1 protein-coding gene is annotated in these 256 nt (G+C 32.4%); it reads left to right on the top strand.

Features of this window, described 5'->3' with window-relative positions:
• The coding region (locus tag QCD85_RS23700) for a hypothetical protein (protein ID WP_301264084.1) at positions 1-184 on the top strand (184 nt) is incomplete at its 5' end.
• Between the last annotated feature and the right edge of the window lie 72 nt (positions 185-256).

The following is a 256-nucleotide window of genomic DNA, read 5'->3' on the forward strand; positions in this document are numbered from 1 at the left end:
CTTGTCCACCAGTCCCGGGGGTTTTGTTTTTTATTTTTTGGGGGGGGGAGGTGTAAGTATTTTAGTTGTGGGGGGTGGAGGAGATATAAAAAAACACCGAAAAATTTTTAAAATTTTTTTAAAAATTAAAAACCCGGCGTTAAATAATTGCAATAATTATGCTTTGTTTGAAAACTTTTTATAATTACATGTTCCATTATTGTGTCATTTATTTTTATTTGCCCGTTGTTGAGTACGTGCGTATATAATTTGCTAC

Source organism: Paenibacillus sp. PsM32 (assembly GCF_030433815.1).
Taxonomy (GTDB): Bacteria; Bacillota; Bacilli; order Paenibacillales; family Paenibacillaceae; genus Saccharibacillus; species Saccharibacillus kyungheensis.